Source organism: Pandoraea iniqua, from assembly GCF_902459685.1.
Lineage (GTDB): Bacteria > Pseudomonadota > Gammaproteobacteria > Burkholderiales > Burkholderiaceae > Pandoraea > Pandoraea iniqua.
In genome coordinates this window covers 292,353-317,254 of sequence record NZ_CABPSF010000003.1, presented here as the reverse complement: position 1 = coordinate 317,254, position 24,902 = coordinate 292,353, and the positions used below count along the sequence as shown (strand labels likewise).

The following is a 24,902-nucleotide window of genomic DNA, read 5'->3' as shown; positions in this document are numbered from 1 at the left end:
TTGCTCTTACGGGCCGTGTTGCCGCCAATCGCGGCCGGCCCGGATTCTCCGATTCCTGTTTCCGTAATGAGGCTCGCCATGAAACTACCCGATGCCCACGAAGTGGCGCCGCCACGCGTGATGGACCGATTGCCGCTGCCGCCGAGTCGTCCGCATCGCATCGCCAGCGAAGCCGAAGCACTGCAAGTGGCCGCGACGTTGGCCGACGAGTTCCGCACCGGTGCCGCCGAGCGCGACCGTGAGCGCCGTCTGCCGTGGGACGAGATCGAGCGCTACAGCGCCAGCGGGCTGTGGGCCATCACCGTCCCCAAGGCGTACGGTGGACTAGGTGCATCGTATGAAACGCTGGCGCAGTTGTTCGTCACGATTTGCGCCACCGATCCGTCGCTCGGACAGATTCCGCAGAACCATTTCGCCGTGCTGCAAAACCTGCAAGACATGGGCAGCGAAGCGCAACGCCAACGATGGTTTGCCGATGTGCTGAGCGGTCATCGATTGGGCAACGCCGGTCCTGAACGCAAAGCGAAGGCGGCGCAACTTTACGCGGCGACGGCCCGCTTACACCGCGATAGCGACGGCGTGCTGCGTGTGAGCGGCACGCGGTTTTATTCGACCGGCTCAGCGTTTGCGCACTGGATTCCGTTCCGAGCGTTGGACGAAGCCGACCGTCCGGTGCAGGTCTGGGCGCGGCGCGATGCGCCCGGCGTGACCATCCTCGACGACTGGGATGCGTTCGGGCAGCGCACGACGGCGAGCGGTGGTGTCATTTTCGACGGCGTCGTCGTGAGCGAGGCAGACGTGATTCCCGTGTGGCAGTTCGAGAAAATCGCCACGCTGTCCGGCCCGGTATCGCAACTGATTCAGGCGTCGATCGATGCAGGGATTGCACAAGGCGCACTGCGCGATGCACTCGACTTCGTGCGCGAGAAAAGTCGCCCGTGGATTGACGCCGGTGTGGCAACCGCCAGTGCCGACCCCTACATCATTCACGAGATCGGTCAGTTGCAGATCGAAGTGGACGCCGCGCATGCCGTGCTGATCGAAACGGCGCGATATCTCGACGAACTGGCGCGTCATCCGGTCGACGAGCAGGTGAGCGCCCGTGCGTCGGTGGCGGTGGCAGAGGCCAAGATTCTGACGACCGAAGCCGCACTGCTGGCCAGCGAGCAGCTGTTTGCACTCGCGGGATCGGCGGCAAGCCGGTCTGCGCACAACCTCGACCGCCACTGGCGCAATGCCCGCGTGCACACGTTGCACGACCCGGTGCGCTGGAAATACCACTTGGTGGGCAACTACGTGCTCAACGGCGCGCTGCCCAAACGCCACCAGTGGAACTGAGCGAACTCACGCCAGCAATCGAACAGGAATCGGCATGACACAGGTATTGAACAACGCAGAGGCAGCGAGTCACACCAGCGCATTCGTGGGACTGGGCACGCAACCTCACCCAGCCCCGGCGCCGGCACAACCTGCGCAAGTGATTCGCGATGAGGCACAGGCGTTGGACGTGGCGCGCGAATTTGCCCGCAGCATTGCAGGCGGCGCACGGCAGCGCGACCGTGATCGCACGTTGCCGTGGCGCGAGGTCGAACAATTCAGCCAGAGCGGTCTGTGGGGTATTACCGTGCCGAAAGAATACGGCGGCGCGGGCGTCTCCACCGGCGTGCTGACACAAGTCGTCAGCGAGATTGCCGCGGCTGACGGTAACTTTGGCCATATTCCGCAGAATCACTATTACTCGCTTGAAGTCCTGCGCGTGGGCGGCACCAATGCGCAGAAGGCGTTCTTCTATGACCGTGTGCTGCGCGGCGAGCGGCTGGGCAATGCGCTGGCCGAGACCGGGCATCGCGATTTCAAGCGCCGGACGCAGTTACTACGCGAACCCGACGGCTGGTTCATTCAAGGGGCCAAGTTCTATTGCACGGGCGCCATCTACGCGCACTGGATTCCCACACTTGCCGTCGCGCAGGGCGACGTCGGCGAGCGCTCGTATCTCGTGTTCGTGGCACGTACCGCAGCGGGCGTGACGATCACCGACGACTGGGACGGTTTCGGTCAACGCGTGACCGGCAGCGGTTCGGTGCAGTTCGAACGCGTGCGGGTCGAGCCCGAATGGGTCGTACCGTTTGCCGCTTCGTTCGAGCGGCCCACCACCATCGGTCCGTTCGCCCAGATCATCCACGCGGCGCTGGATGCCGGGATCGGTCATGGGGCGTTGCAGGCCACCTTGCCGTTCATCCGCGACCACGCAAGGCCGTGGATCGATTCAGGCGTATCGAGCGCATCACAAGACCCGCTGTTGCTGGAACAGGTCGGCAATGTGCACGTGCGCCTGCGCGCCGCCGACGCATTGATTGCCCGTGCCGCGCGGGTCGTGGACGCCGCCCAGCAGCAGCCGGACGAAGACAGCGTGGCGGCCGCCTCGGTCGCGGTCGCGCAGGCCAAGGCGCTGAGCACCACGGCCAGCCTGCTCGCGAGCACCAAACTGTTCGAGCTCGCCGGCACCGGCGCCACGCTGGCCGACCAAGGGCTGGACCGCTTCTGGCGCAATGCGCGCACGCACACGCTGCACGACCCGGTGCGCTGGAAATACCACGCCGTGGGCAACTATGCGCTCAATGGTGTGCGCCCGCCGCGCCACGGTGCTATCTGACGACGCAAGGCATTCCCCATGACACAAGGCAAACGGCACATTCACGTCAACGCGTTCAACATGAACTGCGTCGGGCACATTCATCACGGACTGTGGACCCATCCGCGCGATCGATCCACCCAGTACAACACGCTGGAATACTGGACCCACATTGCGCAGGTGTTGGAGCGCGGGTTATTCGACGGCATCTTCATTGCCGACGTGATCGGCTATTACGACGTTTATCAGGGCGGGGTGGATCTGACCCTGCGTGAAGGCATTCAACTGCCCGTCAACAACCCGTGGCTGATCGTGTCGGCGATGGCGGCCGTGACCAAGCACATCGGTTTCGGACTGACGGCGTCGGTGAGCGCGCATCACCCGTACACGTTTGCCCGCGACGTTTCCACGCTCGACCAGCTCACCAACGGCCGCATCGGCTGGAACATCGTCACCGGTTATGTCGATAGCGGCGCGCGGGGACTGGGGCAGGGCGGCCTCGCCGAGCACGACAGCCGATATGACCGTGCCGAAGATTTTCTAAACCTCTCGTACAAGCTGTGGGAAGGCAGTTGGGACGACGGTGCCGTCGTGGCCGACAAGGCTCGCCGCATCCACACCTTGCCCGAGAAGGTACGCGCCATCGAGCACGAGGGGCCGTTCTATCGTGCCAATGCCATTCACATGAGCTCGCCGTCGCCGCAACGAACGCCGGTGCTGTTTCAGGCCGGCACCTCCTCACGCGGCCTGCGCTTTGCCGGCCAGCACGCCGAGGGCGTTTTCATCGGTGCCAACACGCCAGAAGCGGCGCGTGCGGCATCGCGCAAGCTGCGACAGGCGGCAGTGGATGCCGGGCGCCGGCCAGACGATATCAAAATTTATGCGGGCATCGCCGTCGTGCCGGGGAAAACGGCAGCCGAAGCGCGCGACAAGCACGCGGAATATCTGTCGCACGCGAGCGCGGAAAGCGGGCTGGCGCACTTCGCTGCGAGTACCGGCGTGGACTTCGCCAAGTATGGTCTGGACGACCCCATCGATTTCGGCGGCGGCAATGCCATCCAGTCGGCGACAAAAACCGCGCAGCAACAAGGCTGGACGACGCGGCGCAAGCTGCTCGAACAGTTCGCACTGGGCAGCCGGTATCACACGATTGTGGGCGATGCGGCGCAGGTGGCCGACGAGCTTGAGCGCTGGGTCGACGTCGGCGAGATCGACGGCTTCAACCTGACGCGCATCGTCGTGCCCGAAACGTGGGAAGACTTCGCCAATCTCGTCGTGCCCGAGCTGCAAAGCCGTGGCCGCTATCGCACCGAGTACGAGCGTGGCACGCTGCGTCAACAGTTGTTCGGGCGCGGCGACCGTCTTCAGGAGCATCACGCGGGTGCGAGGTTCCGCCATGTCTGATATCGAACACGCTGTTTTCAAGTCGGCAACGTTCTCGGGCGATGCCGCCCAACGCGCTGACACCCTCGCACGTCAATTTGCCGAAACGGCTGTCGAGCGGGACGCCCAAGGGGGGACGCCGAAGGCCGAGCGCGACGCTTTGCGCCAGAGCGGCCTGTTGTCGCTTTCTATTCCCAAGGATTACGGCGGTCAGGGCGCACGCTGGGGAGAAACGCTGGATACCGTGCGCCGCTTGGCGCAGGCAGATAGCTCCATCGCGCATGTCTACGGTTTTCACCACCTGCTGCTGGCGACGGTGCAGTTGTTCGCGCAGCCCGAACAGTGGGCGCCGTGGGTCGAGCAGACCGCGAAGAAGCAGTGGTTCTGGGGCAATGCGCTGAATCCGCTCGACGACCGAACGACGGTGCGCCGGGTCGGCGACTGGTTCGAATTCTCCGGCAAGAAGAGCTTTTGCTCGGGCGCACTCGATTCGGAGATGTTGATCGCTTCCGGCATCGACGAGCGCGGCAAGATGTTGATCGCCGCCGTTCCAACCGCTCGCGCGGGTATCACGATCAACAGCGACTGGAACTGCTTCGGCCAGCGCCAGACGGACAGCGGCAGTGCACTGTTCGAACGGGTGCGAGTGGAGTCCGGTGAACTGCTGCTCGACCCGGGCCCGCTGTCCACGCCACGCTCGGCACTTCGTCCGTTGCTGGCGCAACTCGTCTTCGTTCATATGTTTCTCGGGCTGGCCGAAGGGGCGCTTGCCGAGGCCCGGCATTACACATTGCACGAAGCGCGTCCGTGGTTCCGCTCGAACGCTGCGCGGGCAAGTGAAGACCCGTACACGCTGGCGCATTACGGCGAGTTTCACGTCGGACTGGAAAGCGTGAGGCTGCTCACGCGGCACGCGGCTGCGTTGTTCGACGACGCGTGGTCGCAGGGCGATGCGCTCGATGCCGGGGCCCGGGGCCAAGTGGCTTTGGCCGTCGCTACGGCCAAGGTGGCGGCGTCGCGCACCGGTCTGGAGGTGGCAAGCCGGCTATTCGAGACCACGGGGGCGCGTGCGACGCATGGCGCGCTGCGGCTTGATCGCTACTGGCGCAACCTGCGCGTGCAGACGCTGCACGACCCGGTCGACTACAAGCTTCAGGACATCGGGCATTGGGTGCTGAACGGCCAACCGCCGACGCCGTCTTTCTACTCGTAAGGGGGAGCGCATGGCAATCGTACCGGTATGGCCGAACGCCCCCCGCGCCGGTGGCGGCGACGAGCCCGGCAATGCCGCCGACTGGATCTTCGTCGATCCCCGGTCGCGAGAATTACTGTCGGAGGTCGAACAGGTGGCGCCCAGCGATGCCAGCATCCTCATCAACGGCGAAACCGGCACGGGCAAGGAGTTGATCGCGCGGCATATTCACAGCCGCAGCTTGCGCCGCGACGGTCCTTTCGTTTTCGTGAGCTGCGGCGCGTACTCCGAGTCGCTGGTGGATGCGGAACTGTTCGGCTACGAGAGCGGCGCCTTTGCCGGTGCCTTCGGCGCGCAACCCGGCTGGTTCGAAGAGGCCAACGGCGGGACGATCTTTCTGGACGAAATCAACGATCTGCCGTTGCCGGTGCAGAACAAGCTGCTTCGCGTATTGCAGGCGCGCGAGGTGATGCGCCTCGGCGGCCGTAAGCCCATCCCGATCGATCTGCGCATTCTTGCAGCGACCACGGTGGATCTCGAACAACTGGTGCGGGAAAAGCGCTTTCGCAAGGACCTGTACTACCGGCTCAACGTCGTCAGCCTGAATGTGCTGACGCTGCGCGAGCGGCCTGGGGACATCGTGCCGCTCGCGCGTTACTTCATCGACGCCTATAGCCGCCGTCTCGGCTACCCGCGTCTGACGTTGACCCCGGACGCGGAGCAAGCGCTGATGCGGGCACCGTGGCACGGCAATGTTCGCGAACTTGAGAACGTGATTCATCGCACGTTGCTCCGGTGCGAGCAAAGCCAGATCGACGCGGCGAGCCTTCGCTTGCCCGTCGCGGGTGCCCGCGAGCAATTGACGGCGGCGCCCGTGATCAATGATCTACGCAACGATCGACACAACGATGCGCAGCTCGCTCCGCAGCATGACGACCCTGCACAAAGCTCGCCACCGTTGCAGCCACTGCGTCAAGCGATTTACGGACTGTGCGAGTCCGGCAACGCCAACCTGCATCAGTTGGTCGAAGACGCGCTACTGCGCGAAGCGTTTCGATTCAGTCACTACAGCCAGAGCGAGACGGCACGTCTGCTCGGCATCAGCCGCAACGTGGTGCGCGCGCGCCTGATCCGCTTGGGCGAGATCGGTCTGCCCCGCAGACCCGCTGCCGACACCTGCGCAACCCAAGACAACGACCTCCGGACGACTCCATGAGCCCCGAAATATTCTGGTTCCTGCCCACCTCGGGCGACACGCGATACCTCGGCAAATCCGACTTCGGCCGCCCCGCGACGAATGCCTACATGCGGCAGATTGCAGAAACCTCCGAGCGTCTGGGTTTCGACGGTCTGCTAATCCCTACCGGCAGCTCCTGCCTCGACCCGTGGGTGACGGCGGCGAGTCTCGTGCCGGTCACACAACGCATCAAGTTACTGGTGGCGCTGCGCACGTCGCTCGGCAACCCGACCGCGTCGGCGCGACAGGCGGCGACGCTGGATCAGGCGCTCGGACCGGGGCGCTTGCTGCTGAACGTCGTGCCGGGCGGCGACGCCACCGAGTTGGCCGCTGACGGCGTGTTTTATGCGCATGACGACCGCTATGTCGCCGGAGATGAGTTCCTGACGATCTGGCGCCGGTTGCTGCACGGCGAGACGGTCGATTTCGAAGGGCAGCACCTGAAAGTGACAGGGGCGCAGAACTTCTTCGAGCCCGCGACGCAACCGCATCCGCCGCTGTATTTTGGCGGCTCGTCGAACGCCGCACATGAGTTGGCCGCGAAGCATGTGGATGCATATTTGAGTTGGGGTGAACCACCGGCAGCAGTCGCTGCCAAGATCGCCGACGTGCGTGCCCGCGCCGAAAAGCAGGGCCGCACATTGCGCTTCGGTGTCCGGCTGCATGTCATCGTGCGCGAGACCAGTGACGAAGCGTGGGCCGATGCCGACCGTCTCATCAGCCATTTGAGCGACGACGACATCGCCGCCGCGCAGCGCAATTACGCGGGGATGGACTCGGTCGGGCAGGCGCGCATGGCCGCCTTACACGGCGGGCGGCGTGACCAATTGGTGGTCGGGCCGAATCTCTGGGCGGGCGTGGGGCTGGTGCGCGGTGGCGCAGGGACCGCGTTGGTGGGCAATGCCGAAGAGGTGGCTGCCCGACTCAAGGAGTACACCGACATCGGTGTCGACACCTTTGTGCTGTCCGGCTACCCGCATCTGGAAGAAGCCATCCGCTTTGCCGAACTGGTCTTCCCGTTGCTGCCGGGCAAGCAACCCGTAACGTTGCGTGACCGTACGTTGACCGGTGGTGCCTTCGACGTGCGTGCCAGCCGCTGACGTCGATCATCGTTACGCTCGCACCCGCCGCACGCAACGCATTGACCTCACGTCGTTCGCAACGCCGCGCTCAGCGTCTGAAGTGTGCGTCTGGCCTGCGCATCGGTGAGTCCGGTGTGCATCACCACGTCTCGCACGGGGAGCGGGGGCAGGCCGAGACGCTGACCCACGTCGACCGTGCCGGCCGGGGCTACCCGATGCGCGAGCGCGGCGACGGCCAGCCCTGCGGTCACGGCTGCGCCGATGGTGCCGACACCGCCGCCCACGAAGACTTCGTGCCACGCGACGCCGGCGGCGTCCAGTGCGCTCACCGCCATGGCGCGCACGCTGCACGGCTTGGCTTGCGTCGCAAGTGGCAGGCCGCCATTGGCACTCGGTTCGAAGTCCGTCGCCGCCATCCAGCCGAACGATTGCACCATGATGCGCTCGCCGTCGAGACGCCGGGTGTCGTGGCGCAACACAATGCACGCGTCGATCTCCGTCGCATCGTAGTGTTCGAGCAATTCGCGCGACGGCGCAATGCGAAGCTCGACAATCACGCCGGGGTCCGCGTCGTGCATGCGTCGTATCAACAGAGGGAGATTGGCGCCGACCAGATGGTGGCTGATGCCGATGGTCAAGCGCCGGGTCTGGGTGCTGAACGCCTGTAACGCCGTCTCGTGCGCACTGACAAGCGCACGGGCCGGTGCGAGAAATGCGAGTCCGCTAGCCGACAGCCGCACCTGACGTGGCGTGCGGTCCAGCAGCCGGTGTCCCAGTACCGCCTCCAGCCGCTTGATCTTGACGCTGACCGCAGACTGGGTGGAATTCAACACTTCGGCCGCCCGGGTGAAGCTCTTGAGTTCGACCGTCAGCACAAAGGCCCGCACGGCATCGATATCTAATGCGTTCATGATCAATCATTCGAATTTGTCATCATTGAAATATCCTGCCATGCACTGTTCGAATGGTCGAGCGCTAATTACGATGGCTCCGTCAAAGGAGCTACGTCATGTCTCAATATCAGATCGACCCGCCGCGTGAGCCTCGGCGCGGACATTCGCCGGATCAGTCCCCGGTATCGGCAAATGCGTTTGTGGCGGCCCACGTCGTCAGCGTGGCGGGCGTTGCGCTCGCCGTCGTCCTGCTGACGGCCGTCGTGGTGGCGGTGTGGCGGTAGCCGTTCAGGTCGGAAGGGTTGGGACGAAAGGTTACGACGAAAGGTTACGACGGAAATAAGCACTTTCGGATGATGGCGTGCACGCCCCAGTTGCCGTTCACCACTTGGGTGACGCCGAAGTCGACGCCGACGGAGAGGATGGCGTTCGCCTCGTCTTCGGTCAGTCCGTTGACCTGCATCAGAAACCGGCGCGCCTTGTAAAAGGCGTCGCGCAGGGCGCTGTCGAGTGTCGACTTCAGGTAGATCTGGCTCTGCGCCTTCTGACCCAGCTCGGCCAGATGGTTCGGGGAACTGAAGCCGTGCACGATCCACTCCTGCGCAGTTTCCACGAGTGGATACGTGAGGTCCGCGAACGGTGCGTTGGCGGGAATCGCCGCCTTCTTGTGCAAGATCAGTTGAATATTGCCGGTGAGCGAGCATTCGATGGCCGTGCCGCCTAGCTCTGCATCGCCTTGCGACGCGTGCGGATCGCCGATCGACAGCAGGGCGTTGGGCACCGCCACTTTCAGGAACACGCTGGCGCCGCGCGTAACACGCCAGTTGTCCAGATTGCCCGCGTAGCTCGACGGCGGAATCGAGTCGATCAGCCCGTCTTGCGCAGGTGCCACCGCGAGTACGCCAAAGTGCGGACGCAGCGGGATTTCGACATCCTTCAGCGCGCGAAGATTCTTCGTGATCTTCGAATGATCGACGGGCACGCCCGGGTAATCGATGGTCGTGTGCACGACGCCGAACGGATCGCGCTGCGGCGTCCAGCGAAAGCTGTAGATCGCGCGCGCGACACCGTCATTGCGCTCGCAGTCGATTTCGAAGACGGTCACGACTTCGCGCTCGCGCGGGGCCGTCAGCATGTCCTGATAGTGAAACCCCCACCACGCGGAGGCATGCGCCCCGAAGGCTTTGCCCGCATACGTCGGATTGGCGCTGGGGCGCGGCTGCAAGTCGAGAATGCGAACTTCCAGCACGTCGCCCGGCATGGCGTCTTTGACGGCAATCGGGCCCGTGCAGATATGCACGCCGAAACCTTCGCCTGCCCCCCGCCCGTAGACGGAGGCATCCATCGGGCCCGCCCCCCGCCGGTCGACGTTCTTCTGCGTGGCGGTCCAGTGAAAGACACTCTCGGCACCGGGGTCGCCCTGCACCATACGTTCCCAGTCGTCGGTGGCGTGCTGGGTCAGCGTTTCGATGGTGACCGTGTCGCCGGAATCGACCGTCAGTACCGGCGGCAGATCGTGGCTCAGATAGCCCCAGTGCACCGACTCGCGCGTTGCGCGGAGGTAGTGATGCTGTCCCGCTTCGTGAGGCAGACCGGCGTGCGCATCTGGCGCATCCGGGCCATCGGACGTGGCGCGGCGCGCAGCGCGTACCGCATCTGGCGCCACGGCACCCCGTGGTAACGTCGCCGAGGGAAAGTCGGGATGTCCCCGGGAGATGCGGGCGCGGGCGGGCAGGGTGCGTGCCTTCAGGCTTTGCTCGCGAAAGGCTTTCGGCGACACGCCGAACCGCTCCCGGAACGCCTGACTGAAATACGACGGGTCGTTGAAGCCCCATCGGTAACAAATATCCGACACCGACAACTGGTCGTAGACCGGATTCGCGAGATCCGCGTGACATCGTTCGAGCCGGCTATTGCGCAGATACGTGGAAAAGCTCTGCCCCGAGTCCTCGAACAGCTTTCGCAGATAGCGGTCCGAGATGTGTTCGTCATTGGCAATGGCGGATAACGACAGCTCGGGCTCCGCAAGCCGCGCCTGAACACGATGACAAATGCGCGCGAACATGGCCGAACGCGAGGACGACAGCCCCGACGTCGCATGGGGTTTGGCGGCCACCAGCGCCGACGCCAGCAACTCGAGCAAGACACCTTCGACCGGTTCGAGCGCCTGCGCGTCGGGCTCGGCCATCGCGTCCAACTGATCGGCAATCGTTCTGAGCAGGCTCCCGAAGAGCCCGCCGACCGACGGCGGCAGTTTGCAGGTACCCGCGAGCGGTGCACTTGCCAGTCGAGGCGCGATCAGCGCGTGCCGAATATGCAGCGTGACGATACGAAAAGGCGTGCGCGCGACGAAGTCAACGCTTTCCATTGCCGGAATGCAGGCAATCTCGCCCGTCGCCAGCGGCTCGTCGATCACGCTGCCCGTGAGTTCGGCCTGCCCGTCGAGCAACATGATGAGCAGATAGCCACGCTCGCCGCCCGCGCGTGCAGACACGATCTGCGGCGTGGCGGCAATGACGGACACCTCGATGCCGGCGGGCGTGCGGTGCGAGAGCAAGGTGCCGTGCAGCGGCTGCTCGGGGGCGGGCGAACGAAAATGCAGTCGCGCGTCGAGTAGCCGGGCTTGCCACGCAGGGCCCCGCTGGTCGTGAGCGTAGGACTCGGTTGAAAAATGCGCGCGATCCAAGACCAATCTCCTGCATGGGGGACGTGGACACCGGGCCGGGGACAATCTGCGCTGCCACCGGCCCGGGAATTACCGTCAATGATGCAATCCGGCTAGCCGAAGTGCAATTGCCCCCGCATCGCGGCGACGAGCACGAAACCGACAAACGTACCGAAGATGGCGAAAATGCCGCCAAGCACGTTTGGCGCGGGAATCGGCGCCCGCACGCTCGTGTAGACGATGCCGGTAACCAGACCGACGGCGGCCGCCTGAAGTTCGGTGGCGCCCAGCGTGAGTTCTACCATGGCGTTCTCCTCAGGAAGACCGGACCGGCCGTGTGTGCGGCACGTCCTCGGCGGGCGGACGGCCGAACGTCACCGAGCGGCGCCACGCCTGAACAATGAGATAGCCAAGATAGGTGAACACGATGGCGAAAATGCCCCCGGCAACGTTCGGTGCCGGAATCGGCAGGTTTAGCCACGAGTAGAGCGTGCCCGTGACCAGCCCCACCAGCAGGGCGACGATTTCATTGCGCCCGATGTAGACGTATTGCATGGCGTGGGTTCCTTACGGTTTTGTCGATGGCTTAGTCGATTGCCGGGCCGCCGCCATCGCGTCCGTCTCTTCGGGCGGGAAGATGCTGCGCGGCATCGTGCAATGGATACCCTGCGTGCCGTCGACCACCTGCGTGACGCCGAAGTCGGCCGCGACGCTCATCAGCGAGTACGCGTCGTCGCGCGAGAGCCCTTGCTGCTCCGTGAGCAACTGAACCATGTCGCGGCCGGCGTTCTTGCCAGCCTCGTCGAGGTCGGGATGGAAGCCATGGACGATCCAGCAGTCCGGCGTCTCGAGCAGGGGCGACGGGAAGTGGAAGTCCTTGCGGAGCACGATCTGGAACAGCACATTGAGCGACGCTTCAATGGCCGTGCCGCTGATCTCGCCGTCGCCTTGCGAAATATGCGGATCGCCGATCGAGAAGAGTGCGCCGTCGACCTGCACCGGGTAGTACATGGTGGCACCGGCACCGATGCGCCAGTTGTCGATATTGCCGCCGTGCAGCCCGGGCTCGACCGTGGTCACGCGTCCCTTGGCGTCCGGTGCAACCCCGGCGGTGCCCAAGTGCGGGCGCACGGGAACACGCACGCCCGCCAGCGCCGGTTGCTTGCAGCATTCGCGGTGATCGACGATCTTGCCGGGCGTGGTGAGCTTGCCCGGGTAGTCGAACGCGAAGAGGGCGTGGGCGGTGTTCGAGCGGTTGTCCAGCTCGTAGATGGTCACCCGTTCCTTCTTGAAATCGTCGTACAACTGGCCCCAGTGGGCGGCCACGTTGGCACCGTAACGGAAGCGGGGAATCATCTGAAGGTAGCGAACTTCGAGCATGTCGCCCGGTTTCGCGTCTTCGACGAAGATCGGGCCGGTCATGATGTGCACACCGGGGTTGCGGTCTTCGTGGGGAATCGTGTCGTAGATGGCACGCACGGCGGCATCCATCATCAGATCGGGGGCATCGCCCGCGTGGTGCGTGACGGCTTCGGCGCGAATCAGATCACCGCTTTTCACCGTCAGCGCGGGTCGCTGAGTCGCGTCGAAGTAGCCCCAATGCACGGTTTCCGGCCGGGCGGGAAGGTCGTGAAGCATGCCATGTCTCCTGATTTTCGTTTTAGGGTGAAGTCATGGTAGTGCCCGACAAAACCCGACGATTAGGAGCGTTTGACACGTTCTCTGTTGCTGGGAGGAACTAACGTTAACCCCGGTTCAGCGCCGCGCTTTGGGGGTGCCCGTCATGGGAAGCCTTCAGGTGTTGGCAAGCGTCGAGGCGGCCTCGTCGATCAACGCGGCGACGTCGACCGGCTTCGATGCCAGCGACGCATGACTCGCGGCCAGCGTGATCACCTTTCTCGCATTGAGCCGCGCGGCCATCTTCGCTTCGTTTTCCGGCGCGATCATCCGGTCGTCGCTGGAGATCTGGTACCACGAAGGCTTCTTCTTCCACGCCGGTGACGTAATCGTGTCGCCGAAGGTCGATGCGAGGGGGGCCTTCTGCGTCACCGCCATCACGAGGCCTTCTTCCGGCGTCAGATCCTGACAGAAGCTCTCGTGAAATTTATCGGGCTTGATCCACAGATAGCCATCGCTGTCCGGCGCCAGATTCGGCACCGCGACGGGGGGATGCTGCTCGGTGATGCCGCCCGGGCTTTCGCCGGCGTCGGGGGCGAACGCGGCGATATAGACAAGCCCGATCACATTGGGCTGATCGCCAGCTTCGGTGATCACGGCGCCGCCATACGAGTGGCCGACGAGCAGGACCGGACCTTTCTGCTGCGCGATCATCTTGCGCGTACGCTCGGCGTCGTCGGCGAGCGACGTGAGTGGCATTTCAACCGCGTGAATCGACGTATAGCCTTTGCGCGTCAGTTCGACAATGACCTTCGCCCAATGGGCCGCGCCTCCCCAGAAACCGTGAACCAGAATGACTGTCGGTTTATCGCTCATGCTCTGCTCCTAGTCGATGCTGTTCGCCAGCGAATGTTCGACGCATAGCCTGCCGGCGGGAGGGGGCTATCCGGCGCTGCCGGAGTAACGACTATAGGTCATGAATTCGCCCGGTGTGAGCATCGATTGACGCGTCATGCGATGGTCATCTTTGGCTTGTCGCTCCTTGTCATCTTCATGACAAATTAGTAATCCCCGGTTCATCTTGCTGTTTGCTGCGGCTGCTTACGATGGTACCCAACAGTTCCACAGGGACTGATGTCTTCCCGAGTCATCTCAACCCAAGGGGTACCACCATGATCAAACGCATCCTCGTCATCTCCACCCTCAGTGCCGGCGCGTTGCTGTCTTTGTCTGTGCAGGCCACTGCCCGTTACGACAACAATGTGCCGCCGTTCGCCACCGATACCGGACCGGCCGTGTCGCGCGACGATGTGGCGAAACAACTGAAGGACATGCATGCCAATGGCGTGCCGGTGCCGTCGAATCTCAAGGCACTGCAAGGTACGCAGTCGTCTTCGAAAATGACCCGCGAGCAAGTGCAGAAAGAGCTGGAAGCCGCGGCAGAACAAGGCCTGCTGAACCAGCCCGATTCGGTGTATCCGAAACTGCCTTTGGTCGAGTGACGGTATGCGTCGGCGTCTCCTTTCTTTCGCTCCCGCCGCGACGCTCATGGCTATCGCGCTGTCCGCAACAGCGCAGGGCGCGCAGGCTGAGGCCTTCGTTCCATGCCGCTGGTTAGGCAAGCCATCGCAATGCATCTCGGTGCCGATGGAGAGTCTCGCCGCCGATGGCCAAGCCAAGACGTTCGTGCCGCCGCCCGCCGATGTCGCTCGCGTCTATCTCGTACGCTCGCGCACGACGGATCCCCGGCGCACGACGCCGGTGGACGTCGGCAGCACGCACGCCGGCGATCTCGCGCCCATGACCTATCTCGTCCTCGATCTTCCACCGGGCGAGCACGAGTTCACCGGGCAGGCAGACGGCACGTTCGGTCGCAGCCTGCGTCTTGAAGGCGGTCAGATGTACTTCGCCGAACTACGTCTGACGCAGTGGCTGAACACCATGTACGGCGCCATTTACCCGATGCCGGCAGTGGCAGGTCAACAGGCCGTTGCCGGGGCACGGCTCGCCCGGGCATCGGACGGCAGCGAGCATCCCTGATGGCCACAGTCGTCTGAAGATGACAAAAATGTAATCCCCGTTTCATGTTGGTGATCGCGGCGGGTGCTTACGATGCCCGCTGTCCGGTCTCTCATGACCGGGCTTCCTTTCCCTGTCCGCCAGCGCTCGCAGATCCGCCGGATTGCCGGATCGTTTCTCGCTTGCGCGTCGGCTCTCTCTGCGCCCATGAAGACCACCCTCTACGCGACGTGTGTTGCCGTGCTGTTGCTCGGCATCGCCCCGGCAAATGCACAACCCGCCGTCAGCGCACCCGGCGCCGTTACCTCGCTTACGCTGGCGCAAGCCATGCAGAGCGCGCTCGAGAACAACATCGGCCTGAAAGTCGCGCGACGCGAGATCGATGCGCAGTCGAGCGCGCTGATACAAGCCGGTGCGCGGCCGAATCCGGCGCTGTCAGTCCTTCAGGAGGACTTCCGCAGCACCGCGCGCACGACCACGACCCAACTGACGCAGCCGATCGAACTCGGTGGACAGCGCCAATGGCGTGTCGAGGCCGGATCCGCCGCTCAGCGAGCCGCCGAGCTGGACGCACAAGCGAGCGAAGCCTCGGTGCGCAGCGAGGTCGTCGTGCGTTATTTCGAGACGCTGGCAAGCACGGAGCTGGTCGAGCTGGCCACGCAGACGGCCACCATTGCGCAGGAAACTTACGTGGCGGTGCAGCGGCGCGTGAAAGCCGGCAAGGTCTCGCCCGTGGATGAAGGGCGTGCACAAATCGCGGCCAACAATGCACAGATCGAACTGGCCAGTGCGAATGCCGCGCGAGATCGCGCCCGCGCACGACTCGCGCAGGTGCTGAGCGTGGGCGAAGGGCAGTTGCCCGGCACGCTGTCCGGCAGTCTGGAGTCGTTGCCGATGCTGCCGGAATGGTCACGCCTCGCGGCGGCGCTCGACACCACGCCTGCGGTGCGCTCGGCAAGCGAGGAGATCCAGCGTCGTGACGCACTCGCGAAACTGGAGCGCGCTCAGCGCATCCCTGACCTGAGCGTCACCCTCGGTCTGAAGCGTGTGACCGACGGGGCTCGCACGGACAATCAGGCGGTCGTCGGGCTCTCGATCCCTTTGCCGATTTTCGACATCCGGCGCGGCGCCACGCTGGAAGCCGCGCAACGCGCCGACATCGCACGTGACGCTTACCTCGGGGTTCGCCAGCAACAGCAGCAGACGCTCACGAGCGCCTACGCGGAATTCACGGCGGCACGCGAGGCCGCCCGCAGGCTCCGTGAAGACATCTTGCCGCAGGCGCAGAGCGCCTACGACGCCACGCGCCGTGGCTTCCTGCTCGGGAAGTTCGGCTTCCTCGACGTGCTCGATGCCCAACGCACGCTCGCGATGGCGCGTTCTCAATACATCACCTCTGTCGCCGGCGCGTACAGCGCCTACGCCACCGTCGGGCTTGCCGTGGGTGGCAGCGTCGATGGCGTACCGCTGCTGTCGGCCGATCGTCTGACCCAACCGCAATATCAGTGAGGAATCCTCGTGCAACGAGCAAAGAAGTGGATCGTTTTTGGCGGCATCGCCGCACTGTGTGTGGGTATCGGTGTCAGCGTCATTCGTGCCGACGGGCGTCAATCGCCATCGGCGTCCGACCCGAAGGCCGCCAATGCAGCGACGCAGGACGCGCAAGCCAACCACGATGACCATGATGACGAGAAGGCATCAGGCGCGGCGCATGGTGAGGGCGATGACGACCATAAGGATCACGCCGGCGAGGCCAAGTCCGGTGACGAAGAGCGTGTGACGCTGACCGACGCGCAGCAAGCCGCTGCGGGCATCGAGATCAAGACAGCGGCGGCCGCTCAGATTTCCGAACAAATGGAATTACCCGGCGAGGTTCGCTTCAACGAAGACCGCACGGCGCATGTGGTGCCACGGGTGCCGGGGGTGGTCGAGCGCGTCAATGTGAGTCTCGGGCAGCAGGTCAAACGCGGTGATGTCCTTGCGGTGCTGTCCAGCACACAAGTGTCGGAACAGCGTGCGGAACTGCTCACCGCGCAGGAGCGCCGGGCGGGTGCGCTCAAGACGTACGAGCGCGAAAAAATGCTGTGGGAAGAAAAAATCTCGGCGGAGCAGGACTTCATTGCCGCGCAGCAGTCCTTGCGGGAAGCGGACATTGCGGTGCGCAATGCCCGGCAAAAGTTGAGTGCCGTGGGGGCAGGCGCTGCGTCCGGTGACGGGTTGAACCGGATCGAGCTGCGCGCACCGTTCGACGGCACCGTCGTGGAGAAGCACGCAGCGCTGGGCGAAGCGGTCACGGAGACGGCCAACCTGTTCACGCTGTCCGACATGGGCACGGTGTGGGCGGAAATCGCCGTGCCGTCGCAATCGCTCGGTGTGGTACGCGTGGGCACCCCCGTGACTGTGCGCTCGACCGCTTTCGATTCGCAGGCGAAGGGCACGGTGGCCTATGTCGGCTCGCTGCTGGGCGAACAGACCCGCACCGCCAAGGCCCGGGTATCGCTTGAGAACCCGGACCGCCTGTGGCGTCCCGGCGTGTTCGTGAATGTCTTCATCGGCACGAGTCAGGTCAACGTGCCGGTGGCGGTTGCCGAGACCGCGATTCAGACCGTCGAAGGCCGCACGGTCGTCTTCGTCAAGACGGTGCAGGGGTTTGTCGCCACGCCCGTGAAGACCGGGCGCCGCGACGACACGCACGTCGAAATCGTCAGCGGGCTGGCGCCCGACACCCCCTATGTGGCCGCCAACAGCTTCGTGCTAAAGGCCGAACTCGGCAAGAGCACGGCTGAGCACAGCCACTGAGCCCCGGAGCCAGACGCATGTTCGAACGCATTATTCAGTTCTCGATTGCGCACCGCTGGCTGGTGCTGATCGTCACGCTCGCCGTTGCCATTGCCGGTGTCTTCGCCTATCAGCGGCTGCCCATCGACGCGGTGCCTGACATCACCAACGTGCAGGTGCAGGTCAACACCAATGTGCCGGGATACTCGCCGCTCGAAGCGGAGCAACGCGTCACGTATCCGATCGAGACCGCGATGTCCGGGCTGCCGGGGCTCGAGCAGACGCGCTCGATGTCGCGCTATGGCCTGTCGCAGGTGACGGTCATCTTCAAGGACGGCACCGACATCTATTTTGCCCGCCAACTCGTCGGCGAGCGGATCGCACAGGCGCGCGAAAAATTGCCTGCCGGCATCAACCCGGAGATGGGGCCCATTTCCACCGGGCTGGGGGAAATCTATCTCTGGACGGTCGAAGCGGCGCCCGACGCGCGCAAGCCAGACAACACGCCCTACACGTCGACCGACCTGCGCGAAATGCAGGACTGGATCATCAAGCCGCAACTGCGCAGCGTGCCCGGCGTCACCGAGATCAATACAATCGGCGGCTTCGCCAAGGAATATCAGATTGCCCCGGACCCGGCGCGGCTGATTGCTTACGGCCTGACGTTTACCGACGTTGTGCGCGCGTTGGAGCGCAACAACGCCAACGTCGGCGCGGGCTACATCGAGCGGCGCGGCGAACAGTATCTGGTTCGCGTGCCCGCACAAGTGGAAAACGCAGAGGACATCGGCAACGTCGTCCTCAACAACGTCAACGGCGTTCCGGTACGCGTGAAGGACGTGGCGGAAGTCTCGCTCGGGCGCGAGCTGCGCACCGGCGCGGCCACGGAGAACGGCCGCGAGGTCGTGCTCGGCACGGTGTTCATGCTGATCGGGGAGAACAGCCGCACCGTATCGCGCGCCGTGTCGGAGAAGATGATCTCCATCAACAAGAGCCTGCCCGCGGGCGTCTCTGCCATTCCGGTGTACGACCGCACCGTGCTGGTTGAAAAAGCGATTGCAACCGTCAAGAAGAACCTGCTGGAAGGCGCCGCGCTGGTCATCGCCATCCTCTTCCTGTTCCTCGGCAATCTGCGCGCTGCACTGATCACCGCGCTCGTGATCCCGTTGTCCATGCTGATGACCTTTACCGGGATGGCGGCCGGCCGGGTCAGCGCCAATCTGATGAGCCTCGGGGCGCTCGACTTCGGCATCATCGTCGATGGGGCGGTGGTGATCGTGGAGAACTGTGTATTGCGGCTCGCGCATGCCCAGAAGGCGCATGGCCGCCCGCTCACCATGCAGGAGCGCTTGCACGAGGTATACGCCGCGGCGCGCGAAGCCAGACGCCCGTTGCTGTTCGGTCAGGCGATCATCATGGTGGTCTATCTGCCCATCTTTGCGCTCACAGGTGTCGAAGGAAAGATGTTCCACCCGATGGCGATCACCGTGGTCATGGCGTTGGGCGCCGCTATGGTGCTGTCGGTCACGTTCATTCCGGCGGCGGTGGCGGCCTTTATCGGTAACCGGGTGGAGGAGAAAGAGAACCGTGTCATGGGCGCGGCGCGGCGCTTGTACGAGCCCGCACTCGACTGGGCTTTCGGGAACGCTCGCATCGTGCTGGCCGGTGCGGTCGTTGCGGTGCTCATGACGTTCAGTCTGGCATCTCGTCTGGGCAGCGAATTCATGCCGAATCTCAACGAAGGCGATCTTTCGATTCAGGCGCTGCGCATTCCCGGCACGAGTCTCACGCAATCGGTGCAGATGCAGCAGCAGTTAGAGAAGGCGTTGATTGCGCAGTTGCCGGAAGTCGAGCGCGTGTTTGCGCGAACCGGCACGGCAGAGGTCGCCTCGGACCCGATGCCGCCGAACATTTCCGATGGCTACATCATGCTCAAGCCGAAGAGCGCATGGCCGGATCCGAACAAGACGCGTGAGCAACTGATTGAAGAGGTCACCCGCGTCGCGCAATCGATCCCGGGCAGCAACTACGAGTTCTCGCAGCCGATCCAGCTTCGCTTCAACGAGTTGATTTCCGGTGTGCGCAGCGATGTGGGCGTCAAAATCTTCGGCGACGACATGAACGTGCTGAACGAAGTGGCCGGGCGCATGAGCACGCGTTTGCAGGCGATTCCGGGCGCGACGGAAGTCAAGGTCGAACAGACGTCCGGGCTGCCGATGCTCACGATCAACATCGACCGGGCGAAGATTGCGCGTTACGGCATCAACGTCGCGGATGTACAGGATACGGTTGCGGCCGCACTTGGCGGGCAAACGGCGGGCACGCTGTTTCAGGGGGACCGCCGGTTCAGCATCGTTGTGCGCCTGTCGGACAACGTGCGCGAGAACCTCGATGCGATCCGGCGCCTGCCGATCTCGCTTCCCGCAGCAACGACGGCAACGCCACGCAGCGACGGCGTCGTGGGCGACGCGGCAATGCAACGTGCCGCGTTCATTCCGCTGTCCGAAGTCGCCACGCTGGATTTGAGCCCGGGCCCGAACCAGATCAGCCGCGAGAACGGCAAACGCCGGATTGTGGTGAGTGCGAATGTGCGTGGCCGCGATCTGGGATCGTTTGTGGAAGATGCGCGCGTCGAGATCGAGAAGGTGGCGCTGCCCGCCGGGTATTGGACCGCTTGGGGCGGCCAGTTCGAGCAGTTGCAATCGGCCTCTGACCGCTTGAAGATTGTCGTGCCGGTGGCGTTGTTGCTGGTGTTTGCGCTGCTGTTCGCCATGTTCAACAACGTGCGGGACGGCCTGATCGTGTTCACGGGCATTCCGTTTGCGCTCAGCGGCGGCTTGGTCGCGCTGTGGTTGCGCGGCATTCCGCTCTCTATCACGGCGGCGGTGGGTTTTATCGCACTTTCGGGCGTAGCGGTGCTCAACGGGCTGGTGCTGATATCCTTCATCCGGAATCTGCGAGACGGCGGAAGCCCGCTCGATGTGGCGGTTCGCGAAGGCGCGCTGACGCGTCTGCGCCCGGTGCTGATGACGGCGCTGGTCGCGTCGCTCGGTTTCGTTCCGATGGCGATTGCCACCGGAACGGGTGCCGAGGTGCAGCGCCCGCTGGCGACCGTCGTCATTGGCGGCATTCTGTCGTCCACCATGCTGACCTTGCTGGTGCTGCCCGTGCTTTATCGCGCTGTATGCCGGCGCGAGCCGCAGAGCGGGACGGCAAATCGTTGGGTTGCCCGGATGGGACGTAAATTCCGCCGGCAGAGTTAGTGGCTCAACATCACCTTAGGAACGAAATGCGCATTCTTGTCGTCGAGGACGAGCACAAGACGGGGCAGTACCTCAAGAAGGGGCTGACGGAGGCCGGCTATGTCGTCGACCTAGCCGTCGACGGTGTTGACGGTCTTCACATGGCCACGACGCTCGCGTACGACCTCGTGGTCCTCGACGTCATGTTGCCGGGCAAGGACGGCTGGCAGGTGCTGGCCGAACTCCGGACGCGACGCCACACGCCGGTGCTGTTTCTGACCGCGCGCGACGACCTCGACGAGCGCATCAAGGGGCTTGATCTGGGCGCCGACGACTATATGACGAAGCCGTTCGCGTTTGCCGAGTTGCTGGCGCGCGTGCGGACCCTCTTGCGACGCGGGCGCACGCGCGAGCCCGACGTCTTGCAGATCGGCGATCTCGAATTGAATCTGCTCGGCCACAAAGCGGTGCGCCAAGGCACGAGCATTACGCTGACGGCCAAGGAGTTTCTGCTGCTGGCGTTGCTGATGCGCCGCCACGGCGAGATTCTGCCGAGAAGCCTGATTGCGTCGCAGGTGTGGGACGTTAATTTTGACAGCGACACCAATATCGTCGACGTGACGATGCGCCGTTTGCGCGCCAAGATCGACGATCCGTTTGCCACGAAGATGATTCACACCGTCAGAGGCATGGGCTACGTGCTGGAACTTCGCGAGCCCCGCGAATCATGACGAACGCTGCGGAACCGCTGCGGCATGCCCGGTCGATGCGCGCCAGACTCACGCTGTTTATCGCGGGTTGCATGTTCACCGTGCTGGCGCTCATGGGCTTGTATCTGTACTTCGCACTGGCGGAACAGCTGCGCGCCCGCGCCCATCAGGACCTTCTCGGCACGGTCAGTTCGCTGCGCTCGGAGCTGCGAGGCATCACGAACAAGTCGGAGATCGGTGCGAATCCGCGCCGCTGGTATGACGCGACGCATGGGCATCAGAACCTCGACTTTGCCGTGCTCGACGCGAGCGGCAAGACGTTGATCGCGAGTCGGGGCTATCGCGCCCCGGCGACGGCGCTGACTTATGTCGATAGTCGCAGCATTCCGCATGAGCGCCATGTTCAGAAGATCGCGAACGCTGAGTTGGGCGTCCGGTTGCGTTATGTGGCGGCGGACGACGTCATCGGACAAGGTGGCGAGCACGTCATGATCGTGGTGCAGCTCGACCCGAGAGAGCAGGTCAACGTGCTGGCCAGCTTCGCGCTCACGGCCTTGGTGGCGTTGATCGTTGGCACGCTGCTGGTCGCCGCCATGGCGTACTGGCTGGTGACCATCGGGCTGAAACCCTTGCGTACGCTGACGCAGGCGGCGGAGCAAGTGTCGAGCGAACGCCTTGGCCAGCCACTGGCCGACGACGACACCCCGGCAGAACTGCGCGACCTGTCGCACGCATTCAATCGCATGCTCGCCCGGCTGAACGATTCGTTCACGCGGCTTTCACAGTTCTCCTCCGATTTGGCGCATGACCTGCGCACGCCGCTATCGAACCTGATGGGCGAGTCGCAGGTTGCCCTGTCGCGGGAGCGCACGCCGGCGGAGTACAAAGCAATTCTCGCGTCGAACATCGAGGAGTGCGAGCGGCTGTCGCACATGATCACGTCGATGCTATTTCTGGCGCGCGCCGATTCCGCTCACGCGAAATTGCAGCGGGAGCCCACGGCGCTGCACGAATTGGCATCGTCGATTGCCGAGGACTTTGCGCCGATGGCCGAGGAGGGTGGTCTGACGATTCAGGTGAGCGGCAACGCGACGGGTGCCGTCGACCGAGGGTTGGTGCGCCGCGCACTCGCCAACTTGCTGACGAATGCGATTCGCCACTCGCGCCCGGGCAGCACGCTATCGATTCGTTGCTCGTCCTCTCCGGACGGCGCTGACATTGCCGTGCACAATCAGGGCGATGTCATTCCCGAAGTGCACCTGCCCCGAATCTTCGACCGCTTGTATCGCGTGGACCCATCGCGCCACAACGCCGGAACCGCGCGATCCACGGGCACTGGCTTGGGGCTTGCTATCGTCAAATCGATCATGGAACTGCATGCCGGCTCGGTGACGGCGACCAGCGATGCCATTGCCGGGACCGAGTTCCGCCTGCACTTTCCCGTGACGCCGGTCGATGGCGTCACGTCGTCGGTACCGCGCGCCCTATAGACAGGATCGGCCCCGTCGGACGCCCGATCGGCGAACCGTTGGGCGGCTCAAGCGTGATCTCGAACAGTTGATTGGGCTGCATCGGCGGCAAGCGGTCGAGTGAGATTTCCAACGATTCTCCCGCTTGTACCAGCCCCAACGACATCGGCGCAGACCAGCCATCGGCCTTGGTCCAGAACTGCAACGCCTTGGCGGGCTGCACTTCCTGCGACTTCAGCGGTATCAGGCGCAGTTTCCGGTTGGCACCGACTTGCACCAGCCATGCCGGGGTCTTGTCCTGCGGCGACATGAGCACGACGACAAACTGCGGCACCGGCGCAGGCGCGCGCAGTTGGACGCCGAGCACCACCGCAAGCACCACCGTGGCGAACGACACGGCAAGGGCGCTGGTGCGCCAGAAACGCACGTCGTTCCACCAGCGGCGCCACCCTTCGACGTCAGTGACCGATGTGCTTTTGCGGATTCTCGGCCAAAGCTGTTTTGATGGTGCCAAGGGCGCCACTGTGTCGGCCAGCGGCTGGAGCCGTGCTTCCCATTCGGCGACTTTGGCGGCCAACACGGGCTCACTGCGCAGACGCGTTTGCACCGCTTGCCGCTGCGCCCATGGCAAGGTGCCGACGACGTATTCGCCGGCGAGATCATCGAGCGCGTTAAGTTCTTCTGGCGTCATCCCATGCACTCACGCAGCGATTGCAGACCGCGCCGCACCCACGCCTTGACGCTGCCCAGCGGCGAGCGCAGCCGCTCGGCGATTTCGCTGTGGGTATAGCCGTCGAGATAGGCGTGAAGAATGCTGGCACGCGGCGACTCGTCGAGTCGTTCCAGACATTGGCCGAGGCGGCCCAGCATCAGGGGATCGACCGAAAATGAATTCGAAGCTTCCGCATGCATGGCATCGGCACTCACATGGGCATCGAGGGTTTCGTCGTCCACGTCGATCTCACGCTGCCGGCCTCGAATCGCATTCAGCGCCTGATGACGCACGATGCTGAAAAGCCAGCCGCGTCCTGAGCCACGCGCAGCATCGAAGCTGGCCGCGTTGGTCCAGAGGCTGACGAAGGCATCGTGCAGGACGTCTTCGGCCAACTGCCGGTCGCGCACGATGCGCTGGGCCACGCCGAGAAGATAGGCGCCGTCGCGCTCATAAAGCCGCTGAAGCGCCTGACGATCTTTGCCGCCGCACGCGGCAATCAATGATTCGTAGTCAAAATCATCCTTCTCGTCGTGCACGGGCACCTCTCGGAAACCATCGGCGATATGTCGCAGCACGCCAATACAGATCGACTACGTCTTCCGCAAAATGCCCGTGGCTCATGGATGTGTCAAGCGGCTTTCCAGAAAATGTAGTCGGCTTGGTACTTCACTTTTTCTTTGGCCCCCTTCGTTGCCGTCGCACAAGCGGACGTCGGTGCGACCCCGCCTTGGGTGGCGAGCCGCTGGATATAGGTGACGCCCTGCATGGCACCGGGGCCGGAGGCGGGGTTCGCCTTGACCAGTTGCAGCGGGATGCTGCCCGCACCGGCGGGCGATACCGCAACCTGTGTGGCCGTTACTTTCGAACCGTCATTGGATTCCCACGTCGCGGGCGGGCCATAGTACTTGCCGACGGCGTTGCCACTCCGGTCAGTCAACACGGCATCGGGGCCGATGAAGGTCCACTCCCACTGGCCTGCGGCGTCTTTCTTTTCCCGGCATTCGTAAAGAATTTCGCCCTTGCCGACCGTTTGCAGGGCAATCGTGTGGCCGTCGGGGACTTTGACGGCTGCTGCCACCGGAGCGGTCGTACCTGACATGCCAGCCATCGGCATGTTCTGGGCGCAAGCGGCGAGCAGGGTGGAGGCGGCGAAGCTGACTGAGACTATGCGCATCATGGCAAAACTCCTGTGTCGGATCGAGTCGTTTGGCGCCCTGAATATCGGGTCGCTACCTTCTCTACACACGAGATGCTGGTTTGGATGCAGA

The 24,902-nt window shown here is 64.0% G+C and carries 23 protein-coding genes; 14 read left to right on the top strand and 9 right to left on the bottom strand.

Features of this window, described 5'->3' with window-relative positions; translation table 11 throughout:
* Positions 1-78: 78 nt before the first annotated feature.
* From PIN31009_RS12385 to ssuD, 6 genes are read left to right on the top strand one after another with little or no spacing between them, the layout of a single operon-like run.
* A complete protein-coding gene (locus tag PIN31009_RS12385) occupies positions 79-1,338 on the top strand; it encodes an SfnB family sulfur acquisition oxidoreductase (protein ID WP_174997140.1) in 1,260 nt (419 codons plus the stop codon).
* 34 nt (positions 1,339-1,372) lie between these two features.
* Positions 1,373-2,653, top strand: coding sequence for an SfnB family sulfur acquisition oxidoreductase (locus PIN31009_RS12380; protein WP_150790452.1), 1,281 nt, complete (start codon positions 1,373-1,375; stop codon positions 2,651-2,653).
* Between the two features lie 18 nt (positions 2,654-2,671).
* Positions 2,672-4,036, top strand: a complete 1,365-nt coding sequence (locus tag PIN31009_RS12375; protein WP_150790451.1) for an LLM class flavin-dependent oxidoreductase — start codon at positions 2,672-2,674, stop codon at positions 4,034-4,036.
* Entirely contained in the window at positions 4,029-5,228 is a 1,200-nt protein-coding gene (locus tag PIN31009_RS12370; protein ID WP_150790450.1) for an acyl-CoA dehydrogenase family protein, read from the top strand. Before PIN31009_RS12375 ends, PIN31009_RS12370 begins: the two co-directional genes overlap by 8 nt.
* Before the next feature lie 10 nt (positions 5,229-5,238).
* Positions 5,239-6,423: a sigma-54 interaction domain-containing protein gene (locus PIN31009_RS12365; RefSeq protein ID WP_150790449.1), complete on the top strand. Its 1,185-nt coding sequence runs from the start codon at positions 5,239-5,241 to the stop codon at positions 6,421-6,423.
* Complete coding sequence (ssuD, locus tag PIN31009_RS12360; protein WP_150790448.1) at positions 6,420-7,544, top strand: FMNH2-dependent alkanesulfonate monooxygenase; 1,125 nt, start codon at positions 6,420-6,422, stop codon at positions 7,542-7,544. The genes PIN31009_RS12365 and ssuD overlap by 4 nt, the downstream gene beginning before the upstream one ends.
* A 47-nt stretch (positions 7,545-7,591) precedes the next feature.
* On the opposite strand, the gene PIN31009_RS12355 is transcribed toward ssuD, so the two are convergent.
* Positions 7,592-8,437 (bottom strand): LysR family transcriptional regulator, encoded by an 846-nt coding sequence (locus tag PIN31009_RS12355; RefSeq protein ID WP_150685384.1) that lies wholly within the window; start codon positions 8,435-8,437, stop codon positions 7,592-7,594.
* Positions 8,438-8,535: 98 nt separating this feature from the next.
* Here PIN31009_RS12355 and PIN31009_RS27905 point away from each other — a divergent pair, with 98 nt between their 5' ends.
* Complete coding sequence (locus PIN31009_RS27905; RefSeq protein ID WP_174997139.1) at positions 8,536-8,703, top strand: hypothetical protein; 168 nt, start codon at positions 8,536-8,538, stop codon at positions 8,701-8,703.
* Positions 8,704-8,747: 44 nt separating this feature from the next.
* On the opposite strand, the gene PIN31009_RS12350 is transcribed toward PIN31009_RS27905, so the two are convergent.
* From PIN31009_RS12350 to PIN31009_RS12330, 5 genes are all read right to left on the bottom strand, one after another.
* On the bottom strand, positions 8,748-11,105 hold the full coding sequence (locus PIN31009_RS12350; RefSeq protein ID WP_150790447.1) for an acetamidase/formamidase family protein: 2,358 nt from the start codon (positions 11,103-11,105) through the stop codon (positions 8,748-8,750).
* A 92-nt stretch (positions 11,106-11,197) separates the two neighbouring features.
* Positions 11,198-11,389, bottom strand: coding sequence for a DUF1427 family protein (locus PIN31009_RS12345; RefSeq protein ID WP_087687569.1), 192 nt, complete (start codon positions 11,387-11,389; stop codon positions 11,198-11,200).
* Between the two features lie 10 nt (positions 11,390-11,399).
* Positions 11,400-11,639 (bottom strand): XapX domain-containing protein, encoded by a 240-nt coding sequence (locus PIN31009_RS12340; RefSeq protein ID WP_087687568.1) that lies wholly within the window; start codon positions 11,637-11,639, stop codon positions 11,400-11,402.
* Between the two features lie 12 nt (positions 11,640-11,651).
* Positions 11,652-12,722: an acetamidase/formamidase family protein gene (locus PIN31009_RS12335; RefSeq protein ID WP_150685386.1), complete on the bottom strand. Its 1,071-nt coding sequence runs from the start codon at positions 12,720-12,722 to the stop codon at positions 11,652-11,654.
* Between the two features lie 156 nt (positions 12,723-12,878).
* Positions 12,879-13,577, bottom strand: a complete 699-nt coding sequence (locus PIN31009_RS12330; RefSeq protein ID WP_150790446.1) for an alpha/beta hydrolase — start codon at positions 13,575-13,577, stop codon at positions 12,879-12,881.
* Between the two features lie 296 nt (positions 13,578-13,873).
* On the opposite strand from PIN31009_RS12330, the gene PIN31009_RS12325 reads away from it, so the two are divergent.
* The 7 genes from PIN31009_RS12325 (at position 13,874) to PIN31009_RS12295 (ending at position 22,940) form a co-directional block, all read left to right on the top strand.
* Positions 13,874-14,203 (top strand): DUF4148 domain-containing protein, encoded by a 330-nt coding sequence (locus PIN31009_RS12325; RefSeq protein ID WP_174997138.1) that lies wholly within the window; start codon positions 13,874-13,876, stop codon positions 14,201-14,203.
* A 46-nt stretch (positions 14,204-14,249) separates the two neighbouring features.
* Entirely contained in the window at positions 14,250-14,741 is a 492-nt protein-coding gene (locus tag PIN31009_RS12320) for a hypothetical protein (protein ID WP_174997137.1), read from the top strand.
* A 186-nt stretch (positions 14,742-14,927) separates the two neighbouring features.
* Positions 14,928-16,229, top strand: coding sequence for a TolC family protein (locus PIN31009_RS12315; protein ID WP_174997136.1), 1,302 nt, complete (start codon positions 14,928-14,930; stop codon positions 16,227-16,229).
* Between the two features lie 9 nt (positions 16,230-16,238).
* On the top strand, positions 16,239-17,519 hold the full coding sequence (locus PIN31009_RS12310) for an efflux RND transporter periplasmic adaptor subunit (protein WP_246185644.1): 1,281 nt from the start codon (positions 16,239-16,241) through the stop codon (positions 17,517-17,519).
* Between the two features lie 17 nt (positions 17,520-17,536).
* On the top strand, positions 17,537-20,761 hold the full coding sequence (locus PIN31009_RS12305) for an efflux RND transporter permease subunit (protein WP_150790441.1): 3,225 nt from the start codon (positions 17,537-17,539) through the stop codon (positions 20,759-20,761).
* A 26-nt stretch (positions 20,762-20,787) separates the two neighbouring features.
* Positions 20,788-21,471 carry a heavy metal response regulator transcription factor gene (locus tag PIN31009_RS12300; protein ID WP_150685393.1) on the top strand — a complete coding sequence of 228 codons (684 nt, stop codon included), beginning with the start codon at positions 20,788-20,790 and terminating at the stop codon, positions 21,469-21,471.
* Positions 21,468-22,940 (top strand): heavy metal sensor histidine kinase, encoded by a 1,473-nt coding sequence (locus PIN31009_RS12295; RefSeq protein WP_150790440.1) that lies wholly within the window; start codon positions 21,468-21,470, stop codon positions 22,938-22,940. Before PIN31009_RS12300 ends, PIN31009_RS12295 begins: the two co-directional genes overlap by 4 nt.
* Here PIN31009_RS12295 and PIN31009_RS12290 read toward each other — a convergent pair.
* The 3 genes from PIN31009_RS12290 to PIN31009_RS12280 are packed head-to-tail and all read right to left on the bottom strand — an operon-like array spanning position 22,912 to position 24,808.
* Positions 22,912-23,610, bottom strand: a complete 699-nt coding sequence (locus PIN31009_RS12290; RefSeq protein ID WP_150685395.1) for an anti-sigma factor — start codon at positions 23,608-23,610, stop codon at positions 22,912-22,914. The two genes, PIN31009_RS12295 and PIN31009_RS12290, sit on opposite strands and share 29 nt — an antisense overlap.
* Positions 23,607-24,209 carry a sigma-70 family RNA polymerase sigma factor gene (locus tag PIN31009_RS12285; RefSeq protein WP_246185643.1) on the bottom strand — a complete coding sequence of 201 codons (603 nt, stop codon included), beginning with the start codon at positions 24,207-24,209 and terminating at the stop codon, positions 23,607-23,609. The genes PIN31009_RS12290 and PIN31009_RS12285 overlap by 4 nt, the downstream gene beginning before the upstream one ends.
* Before the next feature lie 53 nt (positions 24,210-24,262).
* Positions 24,263-24,808, bottom strand: a complete 546-nt coding sequence (locus PIN31009_RS12280) for a DUF3455 domain-containing protein (RefSeq protein WP_150790874.1) — start codon at positions 24,806-24,808, stop codon at positions 24,263-24,265.
* Positions 24,809-24,902 lie beyond the last annotated feature (94 nt).